Annotated in this window: 16 protein-coding genes; 5 read left to right on the top strand and 11 right to left on the bottom strand. The window is 62.3% G+C overall.

The annotated features are described in order from the left end of the window. Position 1: 1 nt before the first annotated feature. The 6 genes from A477_RS0117530 to A477_RS0117505 form a co-directional block, all read right to left on the bottom strand. A complete protein-coding gene (locus tag A477_RS0117530; RefSeq protein ID WP_192812021.1) occupies positions 2–1297 on the bottom strand; it encodes an MFS transporter in 1296 nt (431 codons plus the stop codon). 41 nt (positions 1298–1338) lie between these two features. Continuing rightward, on the bottom strand, positions 1339–1776 hold the full coding sequence (locus A477_RS0117525; protein ID WP_017200233.1) for a MaoC family dehydratase: 438 nt from the start codon (positions 1774–1776) through the stop codon (positions 1339–1341). A 2-nt stretch (positions 1777–1778) separates the two neighbouring features. Further along, the gene (locus A477_RS0117520; protein ID WP_017200232.1) at positions 1779–2228 is read right to left on the bottom strand and encodes an FAS1-like dehydratase domain-containing protein; all 450 of its coding nucleotides are present in this window, start codon (positions 2226–2228) and stop codon (positions 1779–1781) included. Positions 2229–2286: 58 nt separating this feature from the next. Further along, on the bottom strand, positions 2287–2511 hold the full coding sequence (locus A477_RS0117515; protein ID WP_017200231.1) for a DUF3188 domain-containing protein: 225 nt from the start codon (positions 2509–2511) through the stop codon (positions 2287–2289). 85 nt (positions 2512–2596) lie between these two features. Continuing rightward, a complete protein-coding gene (locus A477_RS0117510) occupies positions 2597–3517 on the bottom strand; it encodes a DUF2797 domain-containing protein (protein ID WP_017200230.1) in 921 nt (306 codons plus the stop codon). A gap of 2 nt (positions 3518–3519) precedes the next feature. Then, positions 3520–4383, bottom strand: a complete 864-nt coding sequence (locus tag A477_RS0117505; RefSeq protein ID WP_017200229.1) for an HpcH/HpaI aldolase/citrate lyase family protein — start codon at positions 4381–4383, stop codon at positions 3520–3522. Between the two features lie 378 nt (positions 4384–4761). On the opposite strand from A477_RS0117505, the gene A477_RS0117500 reads away from it, so the two are divergent. From A477_RS0117500 to A477_RS0117485, 4 genes are read left to right on the top strand one after another with little or no spacing between them, the layout of a single operon-like run. After that, positions 4762–5787, top strand: a complete 1026-nt coding sequence (locus A477_RS0117500) for an ABC transporter substrate-binding protein (protein ID WP_026005736.1) — start codon at positions 4762–4764, stop codon at positions 5785–5787. 2 nt (positions 5788–5789) lie between these two features. Beyond that, positions 5790–6677: an ABC transporter ATP-binding protein gene (locus A477_RS0117495; protein WP_017200228.1), complete on the top strand. Its 888-nt coding sequence runs from the start codon at positions 5790–5792 to the stop codon at positions 6675–6677. Continuing rightward, positions 6677–7606: an ABC transporter permease gene (locus A477_RS0117490; protein ID WP_017200227.1), complete on the top strand. Its 930-nt coding sequence runs from the start codon at positions 6677–6679 to the stop codon at positions 7604–7606. Before A477_RS0117495 ends, A477_RS0117490 begins: the two co-directional genes overlap by 1 nt. A 56-nt stretch (positions 7607–7662) precedes the next feature. After that, positions 7663–8595, top strand: coding sequence for a TauD/TfdA dioxygenase family protein (locus A477_RS0117485; RefSeq protein ID WP_017200226.1), 933 nt, complete (start codon positions 7663–7665; stop codon positions 8593–8595). An 84-nt stretch (positions 8596–8679) separates the two neighbouring features. Here A477_RS0117485 and A477_RS0117480 read toward each other — a convergent pair whose 3' ends face one another. The 5 genes from A477_RS0117480 to A477_RS0117460 all read right to left on the bottom strand — a co-directional run bounded on the left by A477_RS0117480 (position 8680) and on the right by A477_RS0117460 (position 14603). Then, complete coding sequence (locus tag A477_RS0117480) at positions 8680–9639, bottom strand: aldo/keto reductase (protein WP_044569124.1); 960 nt, start codon at positions 9637–9639, stop codon at positions 8680–8682. 23 nt (positions 9640–9662) lie between these two features. After that, on the bottom strand, positions 9663–11417 hold the full coding sequence (locus A477_RS0117475) for a glycoside hydrolase family 13 protein (RefSeq protein WP_017200224.1): 1755 nt from the start codon (positions 11415–11417) through the stop codon (positions 9663–9665). 76 nt (positions 11418–11493) lie between these two features. Beyond that, on the bottom strand, positions 11494–12354 hold the full coding sequence (locus A477_RS0117470) for a carbohydrate ABC transporter permease (RefSeq protein WP_017200223.1): 861 nt from the start codon (positions 12352–12354) through the stop codon (positions 11494–11496). Next, positions 12354–13298 (bottom strand): carbohydrate ABC transporter permease, encoded by a 945-nt coding sequence (locus tag A477_RS0117465; RefSeq protein WP_017200222.1) that lies wholly within the window; start codon positions 13296–13298, stop codon positions 12354–12356. Before A477_RS0117465 ends, A477_RS0117470 begins: the two co-directional genes overlap by 1 nt. 24 nt (positions 13299–13322) lie before the next feature. Next, positions 13323–14603: an ABC transporter substrate-binding protein gene (locus A477_RS0117460; RefSeq protein WP_017200221.1), complete on the bottom strand. Its 1281-nt coding sequence runs from the start codon at positions 14601–14603 to the stop codon at positions 13323–13325. A 238-nt stretch (positions 14604–14841) separates the two neighbouring features. Here A477_RS0117460 and A477_RS0117455 point away from each other — a divergent pair, with 238 nt between their 5' ends. Further along, positions 14842–16065 (top strand): ROK family protein, encoded by a 1224-nt coding sequence (locus A477_RS0117455; RefSeq protein WP_017200220.1) that lies wholly within the window; start codon positions 14842–14844, stop codon positions 16063–16065. Positions 16066–16090: the final 25 nt, after the last annotated feature.

Genomic DNA, 16090 nt, shown 5'->3' with positions numbered 1-16090 from the left:
CCTAACGGGCTTCGTTGGGCTGCGCGGACGGCGCCTTCTGCTGACCGGCCAATGGCGCCAGGAAGAAGCTGACCACCAGCAACAGCAAGGGCGCCAGCAGTGAATGCAGGATGCCGAAATGTTCCGCCAGTAGCCCCAGGAGCGGAGGACCACACAAGAAGGCGCCATAGCCTATGGTGGACACCACTGACACACGGGCCGCTGCGTGCACAGGATCATCCGCAGCGGCAGACATCCCCACGGGGAATCCGAGTGAGGCACCCAGGCCCCACACGGCCAAGGCCACGAACGCGAGCCACGGGACCGGAGCAAAAACAAACATCGCAAGGCCCACGACGGCGGTGGCCGAGCACCAGCGCATCACCACTACGCGGCCAAAACGATCCAGGATGACAGTGCCGGTGAAACGGCCGATGGTCATGAAGGTGACGAAGAGCCCATAACCGACAGCCCCAGCGGCATCGGACTGCCCGTAGCCGTCAGCGAGGGCCAATGCCACCCAGTCCCCGGCGGCTCCTTCTGCCAAGGCCAAACCGAGGACGAGGACGCCGATCAGCAAAGTACGGCGGTCACGCCAGGCAAGAGCCACGAGCCGCTTGTTATCCAGTGGAACGGCGGCTTTGCCCGCGTCCGCCTGAGGGCCGGCCGAACCGGCAGTGATGATGGGCAGCGGACCCGTGGAAGGATCCTGGAAGGTATCCGTTTCCTTCGAGCGGTAGGTCTGCATATCTGCGGCGGTCTTTTCGGCACGGAACCAGAACGTTGCTGCCACCACCGACGCCGTTACTACGACGCCCGAGATCAGGAAATGCCAGAACACCGGCATGTGGATGGCAGCAGCCCAGGCACCGAACCCGGCAGCGGCCACGGTTCCGAGGCTGAAAGCACCGTGCAGGTGAGGCATGATGTGCCGCTCCAACTCGCGTTCAAGCGACGCACCTTCCACATTGGACGCAGTGTTCCAGCTGGCCGTGCCCAGGCCAAGGACTACCAAGCCTGCAGCGACCACCAGTGGATTGGCTGCAATAGAGGTGCCCACACCCACGATGACCAGCCCTGCGCCCACCATGCAGCTGCCGATCCTCGTGGTCAGCTTGGGACCGAGCCGCAGCACAATAAGCCCCGAGGCTGAGATCGAGATGAACGATGCCACCGTCATGCACATGAGCAAAAGACCGATGCCGCCCGGCGTGAGATTCAGTCCGTCGCGGATGGCAGGGAGGCGGGAAACCCACGTGGCGAATGCAATACCGCTTGCCGCGTATGAAGCCAGAACAGCGGCGCGCCACCGCGACATTTCAGTCGAGGTAGCGCGCCGTTGGGAGGTGTTCGGTTGGTTCAAGAGAGCTTCACAACCGCCTGTGACTTCATGAGGACCTTCTGTCCGCCCGCAACCACGGTGAGATCGATACGTGCGGTGCGGGCATCGGCGTCGAGCGCTCCCACCACGCCGGTGACATCGATGACGGCGCCGGCCTCATGTGTCCCGGTGGTGTCGGTGACGAGGACGGGCTTGGTGAAGCGGGTCTGGTAGTCGACGACGGCGGCGGGGTCCACTGCCCAGTCGCTCACTAATTGCACTGCGGCACCCATGGTGAACATGCCGTGTGCGATGACACCCGGCAGTTCCACGGAGGTTGCGAACGATTCATTCCAGTGGATCGGGTTGAAGTCACCCGAGGCCCCGGCGTACTTGACCAGGTCCTGGCGGGTGACATCAATGCTGCGGTTGCCGATTTCCTGGCCGACCTTCAGTTCTTCGAATGTGGGGCTCATGGTTACTGTCCCTCTCCGCGGACCAAGATGGACGACGTGGTGGTGGCGACCTTTTCGCCCGCCTCGGTGGAAATCTCTGAACGGGTAGTGATCATGGCTCCCCCGCCCATGGCGCGCACTCCGTCAACGTGCAGCTCGGCAACAAGGCGGTCGCCGGCGACGATGGCGCGGTGGTGCGTGAACCGCTGGTCGGCGTGGACCACCCGGGAGAAGTCGATGCCCGACTCCGGGTCCTGCACCAGCTGGGCGTCAGCACGCTGGGCAACGATGATGGCGAATGTCGGCGGGGCTACGAGGTCGCTGTGGCCCAGGGCCTTGGCCGCCTCAACATCGAAATGCGCGGGGTTGTTGGCTTTCACGGCCGTGGCAAACTCGCGGATCTTTTCTCGGCCGACGTCGTATACCTCTGCGGCAGGGTAGCTTCGGCCCTGCAGGTCCGGATTGATACTCATGCTCCAACCCTATCGGGCCTCGGGAGCTCGAGTGCAGCGCGTTGCTTGAGTGAAGACGTTACTTCTTATAGCTCTTGCGGATCTTCTGGCCGCGGACCACAAGTCCGGCAACATGAAGCAGCAAGCCAACGCCAATGACGGGCAACGAAGCTATGGCCAAGCCCTGATTACCGGAGGTGTTCCCCACAATGGACAGCACGAGCCCGACTGCGATGAGTCCCATTGCGCTGAAAACCAGCGCCTTATAGGACGTGGAGGCGGTGGCCCAAAATTCTTCTAGCACCGTCCAAGTCTACCGGCGCACGTTGCGGGGCCTACTCTGCACCCTAAAACCCCGAAATACCCTGCATAGCGGGCCCCACAACCAGCTAGAACAGGGAGTCCTGCAACGCCGGGATTTCCGTGGTGTGCGGGCCGAACTCGATCTTGCGACCCTTCAAAGCGCCCAGGTCTGCCACAAAAATGCCCTCTACCTCATTACCCGAAGCGTCCGGCAGGCCCGCCAAGGCGATCGCCCCCGACAGCGAGAGGATCCGCAAACCGTGCCCGCCGCCGTCGAACGTTGCCGGGTACGGATGGCGACGAGCTCCTTCGTCAGCGGCAACACAGAGCCGCTCGGCGAAAGCCGGCCGTTCCCACTCTTCCTCCACAACCGTGTAACCGGACATCGCCAGGCCACCCAGCAGTTCGCGCACCTGGCCGGCATGCTGCCGGTTCAGCGTCAAAAGCTCGACGCCGGCACGCGGCTCCACAAGTCCTGCGGCTTTGGCGGCGGAACGGACCTGTTGGACGAGACCGAGCTCGCGGGTCACCAAGTCCTCGAGAACACGAACTACGCGGCCGTCCTCGGCTTGCGCCACATAGGAGGCGTGCACAGCGCCCTGTTCGGCAAGCCTGTTCCATTTCCGCGGTGCGGAGGCCGTCCCCACTTTTGTGGCACCGTTTCCGAAAGTGGCCACGTAGAGCCAGTGCGGTTGCATCAGGTAGGCGCGGAGACCGGTGGGAACGGAGGTGCCGCGGTGGAAGTCGTGCATCAGCCGGGAGTCGTCCCGCGCGAAGCATGCTCCACATTGCTTCCCACGCTCAGCTGGAGAACCGCTGCGGCACGGGACATGCGTCCGATCCCCGGGGCCGTGGACTTTGGTGTGCCCAAGGCACCACAAGCCGGGAATAACGCGCAGGCCCAAGGCTGAACCCTGGGCCAACGCAACGTCACTGAACTCCGCGTCCGGCGTGAACATTCGCAGCGACGGCAACGAAGTGTCCCAAGCGACCCCGTGAACAAGCATGCTTACAGGGAAGGCTGGACTCCGAAGGCCACTGCGAGCTTCATGATCTTCTCAGCACGGCCCAGGCGAGGGAGGTCGGAACCATCGCGGATGACCCGGCCGTTGGCCTCGAAGTCGCTCATGAAGTCCGTGGCCCAGGCAACGTCCGAAGGCGTGGGGCTGATGACCTCGTTGATCACGGTGGTCTGGTCGATGGCCAGGCAGAGCTTGCCGGTCATGCCCATGGTCACGGTGATGCCCGTCTGCTCGCGAAGGATCGGGTGGTTGGTGCCGACGGTAGGGCCGTCGATGGGGCCCGGCAGGTTGCCAACGCGGCTGGCGACGACGAGCTTTGCGCGCGGGTAGGCCATGGCCTCAGGGGTGGCCGCCATGCCGGTGTCGCGGCGGAAGTCGCCGGAACCGAAAGCAAGACGGAAAGCACCCTGTGCACGGGCGATGTGGTTGGCTTCCTCGATGCCAAGGGCGGACTCAACCAGCGCGATGACGGGAGTCTTGCCGTCCATGCGGTGGTAGGACTCTGTGACCTGGTCAGCGGACTCGGTCTTGGCGAGCATGACGCCGAGCAGGCCCGGGGTGCCGCGCAATCCAGCGAGGTCATCCGCCCAGAACGGGCTGGTGGCGTCATTGATGCGGACCCATGCCTTGCCACCGGCGGTCAACCAGTTGATGACATTCTCGCGGGCAATGTCCTTCTGGGAAGGGTCGACGGCGTCTTCGATGTCAAGGATGATGGCGTCTGCCCGTGAACCCGCGGATTCGTCAAAAAGCTCCGTCTTCATAGCATTCACAAGAAGCCAGGAACGGGCGATGTCGGCGGGAATATTGCGGGTAGGCCGAACTGATTCGGCGGCGATGCTAGACGTCATGTATCTACCGTATCCGTCCGGCACCCCGCACAGCGAAGAATTCCGCCCGGTTGTGAGGATCAATACGAACTAAACCCCATATGACTGTGGGGTCCCGCAGTATGAACGCCCGACGGCGGTACGCGCCAGTCATAACCTCCCCACCTGTCGCCGTTGTTCACGGGACTCAACACGGCGTCTTTGTGTCCCAGGGTTGCCGGGAATGGCCCCGGATTTCGTTCCGTTTCGGGCTGTTTCGCAGGGTTTCCGGGAGTTACCGCAGCACTTCCCAGCCGGCGTCGGAATGGGTTTACATCGTTCCCAAGCCGTTGCAAGGCTCCCAAGCCCTTGCGTAAGCCGGCCACCCAACAACATCGCAACCCATCGAAAGTAGCTCCCATGAAACTGCATCTGCCCCTGCTGAGCGTCGCGGCCGCCGTCGTACTAGCGCTGACGGTGTCCGGCTGCGGCGGTGCAGCCGAAGCCGGGCAAGGCGGCCAAGCCGGCACTGAAGTGACGGAACTCCGGTACCAAGGCTGGGCCAACCAGGTCACCTTCCCGGAACTGGCGGAAGACCTTGGATACCTGGGTGACGTCAAGCTGAAGTGGGTGGGAAACACCACCAGCGGCCCCCAGGACATCCAGTCCGCGGCCACGAACCAGACCGATTTTGGGGGCGCCTTCACCGGCGCCGTCACCAAGCTGATCGAAGCCGGAGCGCCCGTGAAGGGTGTCATCAACTACTACGGTGCCGACGAGAAGAACTTCAGCGGCTACTACGTGAAGGCGGACAGCGCCATCAAGGAACCGCGGGACCTGATCGGCAAGAAGATCGCCGTGAACACCCTCGGTGCCCACCATGAGGCCGTCATCAACACCTACCTGACAAAGAACGGGCTCAGCCAGGACGAGATCAAGCAAGTCCAACTGGTGCCACTCGCGCCGAATGACACCGAAGAAGCCATCCGGCGCGGACAAGTAGACGTCGGAACACTGGGCGGCGTCCTGCAGGACCGGGCTATCGAGGCCGGTGGGTTGAGGTCGCTGTTCAACGACTACGAGCTGTTCGGCACGTTCGCCGGCGGCCAGATTGTGCTCCGCAACGACTTCATCGAGAAGAACCCCACCACCACACGGACCTTCACCACGGCCATCGCAAAAGCACTCAAGTGGGCAACTGAAACGCCCCGCGATGAGGTCATTGCGCGCTACACCAAGATCATCGAGAGCCGTGGCCGCAATGAGAGCACAGCCAACCTGAAGTTCTGGAAGAGCCCCGGCGTTCCGGAAAACGGTGTGGTCAAGGATGAGGACTTCACCCGCTGGGAGGCCTGGCTGAACTCGTCGGGAATCGTCAAGGACAAGCTCACGCCCTCCAAGTACTACACGAACGAGTTCAACGAGCTCGCGGCAGCGAAGGGATAGCCATGACCGCCAAAATCAGCCTCAGGAACGTCACCAAGGAATTCACGGTCCGGGCCACCAAAACCACAAGCGCCACGCGCCTCACCGCCATAGATTCCTTGAGCTTGGACGTCCGCGACGGCGAATTCCTCACCTTGGTTGGGCCCAGCGGTTCGGGCAAGACCACCCTCCTGGACCTCCTGGCCGGGCTCTCCACGCCCACGTCCGGTGAAGTCCTGGTGGACGGCAAAGCCGTCACAGGGCCGGGCAAGGACCGCGCCGTGGTGTTCCAGCAGTACGCGTTGTTCCCGTGGCGGACGGCGTCGGCCAACGTCTCCATCGGGCTCGAAGGTGTGGGTCCGGATGGCAAGAAGCTGAACCGCCGCGAACGGGCCGCGAAGGCCAGCGAATACCTGGCCCTGGTGGGGCTCGCCGGCTTCGAGGACCGCTACCCACACGAACTCTCCGGCGGCATGAAGCAGCGTGTTGCCATCGCCCGAAGCCTGGCCTACGAGCCGGATGTGCTGCTGATGGACGAGCCGTTCGCAGCCTTGGACGCCCAGACCCGCGAGCAGCTTCAGGATGAGCTCCTCAGGATCTGGAAGGCCACCGGCAAGACCATCGTCTTCATCACGCATGGCATCGATGAAGCTGTGTACCTCGGCGAACGCGTTGCTGTGCTGAGCGCCCGCCCCGGCCGGCTCAAGGAGATCGTGGACATCAACATCCCGGACCGCGACGGCGACGAGGACATCCGCTCCAATCCTGCCTTCGTGGAGCACCGCCACCAGGTGTGGACGCTCCTGCACGACGAAGTCCGCCGGGCCCAGGACGCCGGCCACCGCAAGATCCTGCCGGACGGCAGCGCACCGGACGAACCGGCGACCATCACCGAAAGGAGCGCCGCCTGATGACCACCACACTCACTCAAGCCGAAACTGCCGCCACAGCGTCCAGGGCGAGTACCGCGGCTGACCCAAGTGCCGCCGTCGAACGTTCCGTTACTCAGGTGGCAACTGAAAAGCGTACGACGCCGGCACCCGGCATAGCGCGACGCGTCGCCGGTGCCGTGGGGTCCGGTCTGTGGAAGTCCGCAGCGGTCCTGGCTTTCCTGGCGCTGTGGGAACTTGGACCCACGTATTTGGCGAGCCCGTCCACCAGGGTGTTCCTTCCGCCGCTGCATGAAGTGCTGTTGGCTTGGGGCAAGCTTTTCGAAGCCGGCACCATCCAGGGCCATATCGCGGCCAGCCTCACCCGGTCCGTGGCCGGCTTCGGCGCAGCGCTGGTGGCGGGTGTCTCGCTGGGCTTGCTCATTGCCTGGTATGGACGCCTGAACTCAGTCCTGAACCCCTTGCTGGAGCTTTTCCGAAACACAGCGGCGCTTGCCCTTCTACCCGTGTTCACGCTGCTGCTGGGCATCGGTGAGGAATCCAAGATCAGCATCGTGGCGTACGCGGCCTTCTTCCCGGTGCTCCTCAACACCATTGCCGGTGTGAAGACGGTGGATCCCCTGCTGATCAGGGCCGCTCGCTCCCTGGGGCTTAACAGCTTCCAGCTCTTCCAGAAGGTCATTCTCCCGTCGGCAGTGCCCACGATCTTCACGGGTATACGTATGGCCGGCACCGCCTCCATCCTGGTGCTGATCGCCGCTGAAATGGTGGGAGCCAAGGCTGGGCTGGGTTACCTGATTGTGAATGCGCAGAGCAGCTTCCTCATCCCGGATATGTACGCGGGCATCCTCACGGTGTCCTTGCTGGGGCTCGGCGTGAACTTCCTGCTGGTGGCCCTTGAAAAGCACTTCTCCCGCTGGCGGACCGCTGTTGGCGCTGCCGCTTCCTGACCCACCCCGCGGCACCTGCCGCAACCATCACCACAACAACAAGTAAGGAACACGTCATGACAGTTATCACCGAAACCAAACTCGAGTTCGCCAAACTCGGTTCCCGCATCGGCGCCGAAATCCGTGGCCTGGACATCAGCGGTGACCTGAGCGAAGAAACTGTGGCGCACATCCGGGCTGCGTTGAACGAGCACAAGGCACTTGTTTTCCGCGAGGCCAACATCCTCACCGATGAAGCCCAGGTGAAGTTCGCCAGCCACTTCGGCCCGCTCACCAAGGCGCACCCGACGGTGGCTTCGGTGGACGGCGAAGAGAATGTCCTGCCCGTGGACAGCGAGAATGGCTCGGCCAACAATTGGCACACGGACGTCACCTTCGTAGTGAACCCGCCGCAGGCCTCCACACTGCGCAGCATCGATCTCCCCGCCTACGGTGGGGAGACCCTGATCGCGTCCTCGGCCGGGGCATACCAGGACCTCCCGGAGGAATTGCGGAACTTCGCGGACACCCTGTGGGCCATCCACACCAACGACTACGACTACTCGGTGCCCAAGAACCTTGAGCACTCCAATGCGGAAGAACGACGCAAGGAATTCACCCGGCTGAAGTTCGAAACCGCCCACCCCGTGGTGCGGGTCCACCCGTTGACCGGCGAGCGCGGATTGTTCATTGGGGGCTTCGCGCAGCGGCTCAGGATCGTGGGCTTGTCCAACACTGAATCAAAGGACATCATCCGCCTGCTGCAGGCGTACGTAACGCGGCCGGAGAACGTGGTCAGGGTGAACTGGGAGCCCAACCAGGTGGTCCTGTTCGATAACCGCATCACGCAGCACTACGCACCGGACAACTACGACGGCCAGCCCCGCAAGCTCAACCGCGTGACCATCGCGGGCGACATCCCGGTGAGCATCGACGGCAAGCCAAGCCAGGCCTTGCAGGGTGACTCGAGCACCTACTCCGTGGTCGCTCCGATCAGCCACGCCTCGTAGCATGTGTTGCTGTTGTAATCCATCTGAGCCGCAGTTCAGGCCGTTTTCAGTGTTGGAAGCGGCCTCAACTGCGGCTCAGTTGCGTTAGGGGATGTTGCTTCCCCGCGCCGCCACCCACAGTCCGTACCACTCGGCTCGGGTCATGCCGGCAGCCACGGAGGCGGCATCGCCGCAAGCAGCGATTCGGGCAGGGTTGGTGGTTCCCACTACCGGCGAGATCCTGGCCGGGTGCTTCATCAGCCAGCCCAGCAGCACCGACTCCGGCGTGGTGTTCTTCTCCCCCGCCAGTTTTTCAAGCATGTCCGCTGTCGCCGACTCGGCCGGCGAATGCTCCGCGGACGGCGCACCTGTATAGCGACCCTGGGCCAACGATCCGTATGCCTGAAGTTCAATTCGCTTGGCCATGCAGTGCTCAAGAGTCCCGTGCGGAAAGCTGTATTCCAGATTCTCCGCATGGTTGACCAGCACGGTGCTCTCCAGCCAGCCCCGGCGAAGCAGGCTCATTTCAAGCTGGTTCGCCACGATCGGCGCCTCCAACTCGTCCTGCAGGAACGCGATTTGGGCGCCGGACATGTTGGACACACCCAACTGCCGCACCTTGCCTTCGGCCATGAGCTGTCCGACGGCGTCCGCCACCTCGCGCGGGTCCATCAACGGATCGGGCCGGTGCAGGAGCAGCACGTCCACGTAGTCCGTCTGCAGCCGCTTCAGGCTTTCGTTGACCCGTTCAAGGATGGCGTGACCGCTGAGGTCGTAATGCGTCTGCAGTCCGCGCTCCCCCAGCCTTATCCCGCATTTGGTCTGAAGCTGGATCTTGTCGCGCAGACCCTGTGAACGGGCGAGGACTTCACCAAAGACGGCCTCGGACTTTCCGCTGCGATAGATATCCGCATGGTCGAAAAGCTCAATGCCGATCCCTTGGGCGGCTTCGATCACCGCAGCGGCCTGATCGATCTCCGAGGGCCCATAGGACGTGCCGTCCCAAGGGCCACCGAGTCCCATGCAGCCGTAAATGAGGCGTCCCCGCCCGTTCTCAGTAGTCATAACTTAGGATTCTGCCGCAGCGCTTACGCGTTGCCGACAATCCACGCGGTGGTGTCGGCCGGCAGCTTGCCATCCTCCAGCGGAGCACTGGTGACCACAACGTTTCCTTCCGGAAGCTCCACAGGCTGGCTGCCGAAGTTGGTCACTGTATGCCAGCCACCGGGGCGGACGAAGTGAAGCACGTCCTGGTTGCCGGTCTCCACCCACTCAAGTTCCTCATCGGTCTGGAGTTCGCTACGCAGGCTCAGAGCCTTCCGGTAGAGCTCCAAGGTGGAACCTTCCACGCCCTCCTGCTTGGACACTGCATAGTCCTTGAACCACTCCGGCTGCGGAAGGTGTGCTTTACCCGCGCCGAATCCGAAGGAAGCACCCTCCGCGGTCCACGGCAGCGGTACACGGCAACCATCGCGGCCAATCTCGACACCGGGGTTCCGGAAGAAGGACGGGTCCTGGCGTTCGGAGTCAGGAATTTCCGAGACTTCACGCAGGCCGAGCTCTTCACCTTGGTAGAGGTAGGCGGAGCCGGGGAGCGCAAGCAGCAAGAGCGTCGCGGCGCGCGCACGGCGCAAGCCAAGTTCGACGTCGAGCTCTTCAGCCGGCGCGCCGGCCAGCAGCCAACCCTTGCCGTCCTGGCCCTTGGGCTTGTCCCCAGTGATGTCCTGCGCCGCATTGGTTCCCTGCGCTACGGAGCCACCCTTGGGCAGGCCGTACCGGGTGGCGTGGCGGACGACGTCGTGGTTGGAGAAGACCCATGTGGAGGAGGCCCCCGATTCCTTGGCTGCTACCAGGTTGTCCGTGATGATCTTCCGGAAGGAGGCAGCGTCGTAGTCGGACTGCAGAAGGTCGAAGTTGAAGGCCTGGCCCAGTCCTTCAGGGCTGGCGTAGCGGGAGCGGCGGGACTCGTGGACCCAGGCCTCGGCGACGGCGGTGCGCGGCGGGTTGTACTCGTTAAAGAGTTTGCGCCACTCGGCGTAGACCTCGTGGACTTCGTCGCGGTCCCAGAACGGGTGGGAACCGTCGGTGAAGCCGTCCGTGCCGTGGGCTTTGGCTTCCAGGTCAGCCTTCATGGGCAGCGGCTCGGAGAGATCCTTGGCCATGCCGTGGGCAACGTCGATGCGGAAACCGTCCACGCCGCGATCCGACCAGAAGCGCAGGGTCTTCAAGAAGTCTTCACGGACCTCCGGGTTCTCCCAATTGAAGTCCGGCTGCTCCTTGGCGAAGATGTGCAGGTACCACTGTCCGGGCGTGCCGTCAGGTTCGGTGATCCGCTCCCAGATGGGTCCGCCGAAGACAGAGTCCCAGTCCGACGGCGGCAGCTCGCCATTTTCGCCCCGACCGTCGCGGAAGATGTAGCGGCCGCGGGCCGCGGAGCCCTTGGGTGAGGCCAGCGCTTCCTTGAACCACTCGTGACGGTCGGAGGAGTGGTTGGGAACGATGTCCACCACGATCTTGATACCTGCACCGTGCAGGGCTGCGGCCATCTCATCGAAGTCCTCGAGGGTCCCCAGTTTAGGATCCACATTGCGGTAGTCGTCCACGTCGTAGCCGCCGTCTGCGAGCGCCGACGGGTAGAACGGACTCAGCCAGACGGCGTCGATCCCCAGCTCTTTCAGGTACGGGACTTTGGCCGTGATGCCCTTGATGTCTCCGAGTCCGTCACCGTTGGCGTCGTAGAAGCTGCGCGGGTAGATCTGGTAGACGGCCGCTTGGCGCCACCAATTCGGATCGGACATGCGGTGGGCGTCGGTGCGGTGTGCCTGAGTGGCGGAAGTGCTCACGAAACTCCTTTGATTTAGAATCTAAATTTATCTTCCGCACCAGTATGAAACGCCGGTCCGGGAAGGTCAACAACTGCTAGCCCTTGACGGCACCTTGTGTCACACCGGCCATGACCCAGCGCTGCGTAAACAAGTAAGCGACGATCGCCGGCGCCATTGCCATCAGGTAAGAGGCGAAGGACACGTGATAGTTGTTGCTGAACTGCGTTTGGAAAAGGTTCTGCCGCACGGGAAGCGTCTGCATTGCCGGATCGGAAATGATCAGCGACGGCATCATGAAGTCGTTCCATGCATAGAGGAACGCGAAGATCCCCACGGTTGCGCTCATCGGTGCCAGCAGCGGGAAGATCAGTTTCCAAAAGGTCTGCCAGGTTGTTGCGCCGTCTATCCTGGCGCTCTCCTCCAGTTCCATCGGGATCGATCGGAGGAACGCGGTAAAGAGAAGGACACTGAAACTCAGCTGGAACATGGTGGCCAGCAGGATCACGCCGAACGGGTTGTCCAGGCCGAGGCGGCCTGTGAGCTGAATCTGCGGCAGCGCAACCACAGGGAAGGGGATGAACATGGCCCCCAGAAGGTAGAAGAACGAGTACCTGAACAGCCGCCGCTCCCAGTTCCGCACGATCGCGTAGGAGGCGAAGGCGGCCAGGATGATCGTGGCAAGTACGGTTCCCGCCGTCACCAGCAACGACATCGCGGCCCCCACCGGGAAGTTCGTGAGGGTCCAGGCCTGGACGAAGCCTTCCAGGCTGAAGGGTGCGGGGAAGGAGAAAGCATTGCCATCAACAGCCTGCCCCTGGGTCTTGAAAGCCATGGAGACCGTGACATACAGGGGAAGAAGCACAGTCACGGCACAAAGGACGAGGACGGTGGTTGCCGGCCAGTTGACGCGTTCAACTTTGGAACTGGATTTTTTGGTCATCAATTGGTTGGTCATTACAGTGCATTCCGTCCGCGAGTCAACGAGAGCTGTACGAGAGAGATGAGGATGGCGACCACGAAGAAGATCGTCGCGTTGGCCATCTGATAGGCGTAGTCCCCGCCGTTGAAGCCGGAAATGACAGTCATCGCGATGCTCCGCGTAGAGGTTCCCGGGCCTCCGTTCGTCAGCCCGACGATGATGTCGTAGGCGTTGAGGAAGCCCTTGAACCCGAGAATGATGTTGATGACCACGTAACCGGCTACCAGCGGAAGCGTGATCTTCAGAAGCTGCTGGAATTTGCTCGCTCCGTCGATTTCCGCGGCCTCATACACATCGCCGGGCACCGCAACCAGGCCCGCAATGTAGATGAGCAGAGCCCCGGGGACTGCCTGCCAGGCCGTGACCAGCACGATCGCAATCCAGGCGAGGTCCGGATTGGCCAGCAGGCTGCTTTCCAGCCATGGAATTCCTGCCGCGGCGCCCAGGGATGGCAGGGAGTTCGAAAACAGGAAGTTGAAGACGTAGGCGATGATGATGCCGGAAACCACCATGGGAATGACAAAGATGGTCCGGAGCGCCGACTTCATCCGGATGCGCGCAGTGAGCCCGACGGCCAGAAGGAAGGCGACCACGTTCACCGCGATCACTGTGACGATGGAGAATCCGAAAGTGAAGAGGTAACTCTGCAGGATCGCCGGGTCACTGAAGATCGCGATGTAATTGGTGAGGCCGATGAACTCCCAGTCACCGATTCCTATGGAGTTCGTGAAACTGAAGAAGATGCCCATGATGCCGGGAATCGTGATGGCCAGCGTGAAGAGAATGAGGCTGGGCACCAGGAAAAGGTAGAAGATCGGTTCAACGCGCCGCCTGCTGCGCGGGGGTTGGTGACCCTGCTTTTGGCGGCCCTGCTTTTGAGGTCCCTGCTTGGATGTTGTGGGGGTGGTGATGGTGGACATGTAGCTGACTCCCTATGGTCTGCACTACTGGCGGAACGCCAGGCGCGCCCAATCTGCGTCGAGGGTGCGGAGGGTGGATGCAGGGGGTGCGCCGAACACGATTGCCTGCGTGTAGTTCATGATGGGGATGGTGCGGGGAACGAGCACAGAGGGACCCTGATAAACCTTGCCGTTTTCGTAGTACTCCACCATTCCCTCAATCCGAGGGTCCGGGACATTTGCGGTCTCCTTGGTAGGCGTGAAACCCAGCTGCGATTTGTTGTAAGCATCAATCACCTCGGGCCGGTACAGATACTCGAGGAAGCCACGCGCAGCGTCCTTATGCTTGGAGGCCTCCGGAATCCAAGCCGCGAGGTCCACATTGACGCGGACGCGCAAGTCGTTGGGGTCCTCAGTCATCGGCAGCGGAAATGTTCCGAGCTTCAGGTCGGGAGCGGTCTTGGCGATCTCGCTGAAGGCCCACGGACCTTGCAGATACATTGCAGCTTTGCCCTGTGAGAACGCCAGGTTGCCATCGCCGTACGCCCGGCTCGCAGCGTCCTTGTTAACGTAGCTCTTTGCCAGCGTCAACATTTTCCGGACGGGCTGGTCAAAGTCCTTCTGGAATGAAACTGAAGACTCCGGCCCAACATCCACGCCTTCAGCATCAAGCTTCTTGAAGAAGTCAAGGGTGTCCACCTGGCCGCCTACCGAGTAATCAAACCACCCTTGGGCAATGGTCCAGTCATCCTTCCAGGTGGCATAGAACGGCGTTACTCCAGCCGCCTCCAGCGCTTCGCACGCCGCGATCAACTCAGACCAGGTGGTGGGCACGGCAATGTTGTTGGCAGCGAAGATTTCCTTGTTATAGATCACGGAGGACGCCATGACCGAATAGGGCAGGGCACTGGTCCGGCCGGGATACGAACCGTACTGTTCCATGAGCGGCCGGAGGTCCTCGCGGACGCGGGATGCCGCCTCCGTCCCTGACAGGTCGCTCAACGCTCCGCGCTGGACGAACCGGGACGTCTCCATGTTGTAGTTGGCCAGGGCGATGTCCGGCGGATTTCCGCGAACAAAACTCGCGGACACGACGTCGACGCCGGAAGTGTCGAGTACCACCTCGGTTTCGTCCTGGGACGCGTTATAGTCGGCAACAAGTTTGGTCATGAACCCGATGGCTTCCCGCTTGCTGAACGTGAAGCGGATGGTCTCCTTGGCCGATTCCCCCGGGTCCCCGGTGCAGCCGGAGAGTAGGCCGGCGAGCAGTGCCAAGCCCAGGCCCATTGCTGCAAAGCGTTTCCTGCGTGTCGATTTCACAGACACCGTAGCCCTTTCGTCTTGCGGACCTCAGTGGCCGCATTTCCATCGTGCGGCGGACCATGCGCATCGCCACCCGAAGTTTAGATAGGAGGTAAATTTACGTCCTATCGCTAACCATGGTGAGTGATGGCCGCCACAGGGTCAAGAGTTTGGTGAAATGCGTCGTCATCTAAATTTATGCACTAAATTTAGAGAGACCGCTCTATCACTCCGATAGGACGGCTGAGAGTGGGAGCTCCGTATGCAGACCGGGACCGCACCGTCAACGCAACTGGTACGCAGGGTCAACGCCAGCGCCATGCTCAAAGCCATGCGCGGTGCGGGCATCGTCACCGGCACCGAGCTGATGGCTGCCACCGGGCTGTCACGAGCCACCGTCATTTCAATCTGCGACGAACTGGTCCGCCTCGGATGGCTCCAGGAATTGGAGAACCAGCGAGGAGCCGGTGACTACGTCAAAGGCCGGCCTGCGCGGCGCTTCATTTTTGACGACAGTGCAGCCAGCGTGATCGGCATTGACATCGGCGCCAACAAGATCACAGCGATTGTGGCCGACATGGCCGGTAGGCCCTTGTCCCAGGTCACGAGGCCTTTCCGTGCCTACAACGTCCCGGCCAAGGAACGCGCAGACGTGCTGGACAGTATCGCGGCAGAGGCCTTGGAAAAGGCGGGCGTATCCGCCGACTCCGTCCTAGCCGTGTCTGTTGGCGTGGCTGCCCCGGTCAGCCGCGGGGGCGAGGTCCTCAGGGCACAGGAATTCTGGAAATCGTTCGATGTCCGCAAGATCGTGTCCGAGCGCCACGGTTGGCACGTACTCTTGGAAAACGATGCCAACCTCGCAGCCCTCGCAGAACGTTGGCAGGGCAGCGCACAGGGAGTCGACAACCTGGTAGTCATGCTGGCCGGCGACCGTTTGGGGTCCGGCATCCTGGAATCCGGCCGCTTGCTCCACGGGCAGGTTGGTGGCTTTGGCGAGCTGGGATACTTGGACAACGTAGACGGGGTGGGCGACACCTACGGCATTGCCCATTACGCAACCCTCTGGGGCAGGGAAGCCCTCGATTCCGGCGCGGACACCAAACTGCGCGGACTGTGCGGTGGTGATCCCGAAGCCCTGACGGCGGAGATGGTTTTCAGGGCGGCAAAGGAAGGCGACCCGGCAGGGCGCAAGGTCATGGACCGTATGGCGCACCGCATGGCCCGCGTGATTGGCTCCATCAGTACCTTGGTCAATCCCGAACTGGTGGTTATCGCCGGAGCCGTCGCGGATTCTGCCCGGACCCTGATCCCAGCCATGGAAAAGCACGTGCCCGACTTCACCTTCACTCCCCCGCGCCTGGCAACGTCAGCGCTGGGAGATGGCATTGTGTCCCTCGGCGCGATCCGCCACGCGTTGGACTATGTGGAAGAGAACGCACTGGATCTCAATCCGGCGTCACTGTCAAAGCAGATTGCCGCGGGCTGATCCGGGATTGACCCGAGGTGGCAAC

It is taken from the genome of Arthrobacter sp. M2012083 (assembly GCF_000281065.1).
Lineage (GTDB): Bacteria > Actinomycetota > Actinomycetes > Actinomycetales > Micrococcaceae > Arthrobacter.
Note: the sequence above shows the minus strand (reverse complement) of the source record. Positions and strands in the feature narration are given on the sequence as shown.